This window comes from Myxacorys chilensis (assembly GCF_059505265.1).
In genome coordinates this window covers 1-2,094 of record NZ_JCACKG010000028.1, presented here as the reverse complement: position 1 = coordinate 2,094, position 2,094 = coordinate 1, and the positions used below count along the sequence as shown (strand labels likewise).

Annotated in this window: 4 protein-coding genes and 1 tRNA gene; 4 read left to right on the top strand and 1 reads right to left on the bottom strand. The window is 67.6% G+C overall.

Going from position 1 to position 2,094, the window contains the following annotated elements; genetic code table 11:
- On the bottom strand, positions 1 to 297 hold a 297-nt coding region (locus AC5JLB_RS01580; RefSeq protein ID WP_495872104.1), incomplete at its 3' end, for a hypothetical protein.
- Between the two features lie 93 nt (positions 298 to 390).
- On the opposite strand from AC5JLB_RS01580, the gene AC5JLB_RS01575 reads away from it, so the two are divergent.
- The 4 genes from AC5JLB_RS01575 to AC5JLB_RS01560 all read left to right on the top strand — a co-directional run.
- Positions 391 to 461: transfer RNA gene (locus AC5JLB_RS01575), tRNA-Ile, on the top strand.
- 42 nt (positions 462 to 503) lie between these two features.
- The gene (locus AC5JLB_RS01570) at positions 504 to 920 is read left to right on the top strand and encodes a hypothetical protein (protein ID WP_495872103.1); all 417 of its coding nucleotides are present in this window, start codon (positions 504 to 506) and stop codon (positions 918 to 920) included.
- Positions 917 to 1,297, top strand: coding sequence for a hypothetical protein (locus AC5JLB_RS01565; RefSeq protein ID WP_495872102.1), 381 nt, complete (start codon positions 917 to 919; stop codon positions 1,295 to 1,297). The genes AC5JLB_RS01570 and AC5JLB_RS01565 overlap by 4 nt, the downstream gene beginning before the upstream one ends.
- The coding region (locus AC5JLB_RS01560) for an AAA family ATPase (RefSeq protein ID WP_495872101.1) at positions 1,287 to 2,094 on the top strand (808 nt) is incomplete at its 3' end. The genes AC5JLB_RS01565 and AC5JLB_RS01560, both read left to right, overlap by 11 nt.

Here is a 2,094-nt window from a genome sequence, read left to right as displayed (position 1 = left end):
ACATGGAGGCGCTTGTCGCAAGCTGGAGCGAGGTCCTGGCCGGTGAGGCAAGGGGCGAGGACGGCGTCCTGTACCGGGTCGAGCCGCTGCTCTCGGCGATCGATGCCCATGTGGCGTCCTTGGCGGCCTGAGCGGAGAAAGCGCTGCCTGGCTGGAGGCAAGGGCGCAGTCCCTTGCCCGTGCCACCGCAGGTACCGAGTGGCACCACTGGCCGTCGCAAGCGCCCTCTACGCCGGCGTGGGCATCTCCGCCAACCTGTCCAAAGAACGTGGCATATCGCAGGTTCTCTCTTGCCAACCGTACGCGATTTCAATATCTTAGAATAATCATGACCGCACTCCTCGCCCTTCTCCGCTCCCGAATAGTTCGCGCCCGCGCGGCCTAATCACAGGAGCGTAGCTCAGAGGTAGAGCCGCCGCCCTATAAGCGGCAGGTCATCGGTTCGATCCCGATCGCTCCCATCATAATGCCGCCCCATCCAGGCGGTGGAGACGGAGTGTATCGTGGCTTTCTACCTGCTCTACTTCGCGTGGCGGCTCGCGCCGCTTCTGTTTGTCGCCGCTTATGCCTGGGCCATCTGGGCCGCGGGACATGTCATGGACGTGATCGTCACCTACGAGCCCGGCTGGTCGATGCCGCCGGAGCTGACCTTCGCTACGGCGCACATGACTGTCGCGGCTCTGGCCTCCTGCGCGATGTGGGTCCTTGCGATCTCGGATGCCGATGAGCGCACTTGGGTGGAGAACTTGCCGCTGTGGCTTTGCACGTTGGTTGCGGGGCTGATCCTGCTCCTCGCAGGCATCCTGGCGTTCCCGGCGGTGCTTGCGGCCGCCAACCAGCCTGCGATCTACATCCCGTTCGCCGGGGTGTTGATGGCCTGCCCTATGTGGTTGAGCCCGCTCCAGGATGCGGCGCAATGACCGCGTCCGACCCCGCCCTGCCGGACCTGGGCCGGCTGCCCGGCTCCGTCCTGCGCCGCCTTATCGCGGACGCGACGCGCCTGCGTTCCGTTCCGGCCGGTCCTCTGCCCGTGTTCGACGACTGGGCGTTCGTCGGGGGCGGGCCGGATCTCCTTTACGCCAGGGGCTATCTCGAAGGCGGGGCTGAACGCTTGAAGTTGCCGCTTCTCGCCATCATGCCTGAGCGCCCGGCTGCCTGGCTCGTGGGCACCGGCTGGGTCGAGCTCGGAGCCGCGGCGTTCGGGCAAGACGGCGAAGAGCTCCCCGCGCTCCTCGCCAGGGCGGAGCGCTGGTGCGAGGCGCTGCGGGCGGAACTCGGATCTCACAATGGCCGGTAGCCTCTATCCCATCATCCATGGCGTGAGGCTGTGGAGCGAGACCGAGGCGGACATCCGGCACCGGTTTGAGGCGCATCTTCGCAGGCTTCGCGAGGCCGGGGTGCGCGAGTTGCTTGCTCTCGGGGTGGAAACGCCCATGGAGGAGCAGCTCGACCTGCCGTTCCATGACCCTGATGACGACCCGTCGCTCGATCCGAGGCCTCCGCTCGAAATCGAAGTGGAACTCACGCGCGACGACGAACGACGCATCGCTCGCCGAGCGCGGAGGATCGTCAGCGCTCGGGCGCTCGCCAACAGGCTTGCGAGCCTCAAGGAGGGTGATCGCAAGCTCATCGAGAGCCGGCTTCCCGGCGTCACCCTGGGCGGCCCCAGGACGGAGCACCAGGCGGATGAGCTCGCGGCCGCACTCTACGACGAGGCGCCGTGGCTCGGCGCCGCGATCGAGCACATCTGGCTCGGCGCTCGCCAGAGCGCCCGCGAGGGCCTCGGACTCCACTTCGCGCCGGTCCTCCTCGACGGCCCACCCGCGAGTGGGAAGTCCCACCTCGGCCGCCGGGTGGCGGATCTCGCGCGCGTTCCCTTCGTGGAGGTCGATCTCGGCAAGGGAGGCGAGGCCTTCAGGTTGGCCGGCACCAGCCGGGGCTGGAGCACGGCGGTCCCCGGGCGCCCGGTCGAGGAAATCCTGGCTACCGGCGCAGGCAATCCGGTGATCGTGATGGATGAGCTCGACAAGGCCGGAGTGGCTCACGGCACCGATGGCTATCGCACCAGCGCCCTGAACGCGCTTTTGGGCCTCA

Bases quoted from the DNA above. Each gene is read 5' to 3' on its own strand.
- AC5JLB_RS01565 (WP_495872102.1), top strand. From the start codon at position 917: ATGACCGCGTCCGACCCCGCCCTGCCGGACCTGGGCCGGCTGCCCGGC.